At 65.5% G+C, this 203-nt stretch carries 1 pseudogene; it reads right to left on the reverse strand.

Annotated features, from left to right (window positions below):
• Positions 1–203 (reverse strand): annotated as a pseudogene (locus tag ACLEJQ_RS25910) (peptide synthase); the annotation flags it as partial.

The raw sequence follows: 203 nt of genomic DNA on the forward strand, positions 1-203 counted from the left end.
TTCGATGCGGAAACCGCGGATCTTCACTTGATGGTCGATCCGTCCGACGTACTCGATTACGCCGTCGCTGCGGTACTGCGCCAGGTCGCCGGTGCGGTACAACCGTGCGCCGCTGTCGCCGAACGGATCGGGAATGAAGCGCAGCGCGGTCAGGTCGCCACGCTTCAGATAACCCCGCGCCAGACCGGCGCGGCCGACGTACA

The sequence above is a fragment of the Pseudomonas sp. SMV71 genome (assembly GCF_052042015.1).
GTDB lineage: Bacteria > Pseudomonadota > Gammaproteobacteria > Pseudomonadales > Pseudomonadaceae > Aquipseudomonas.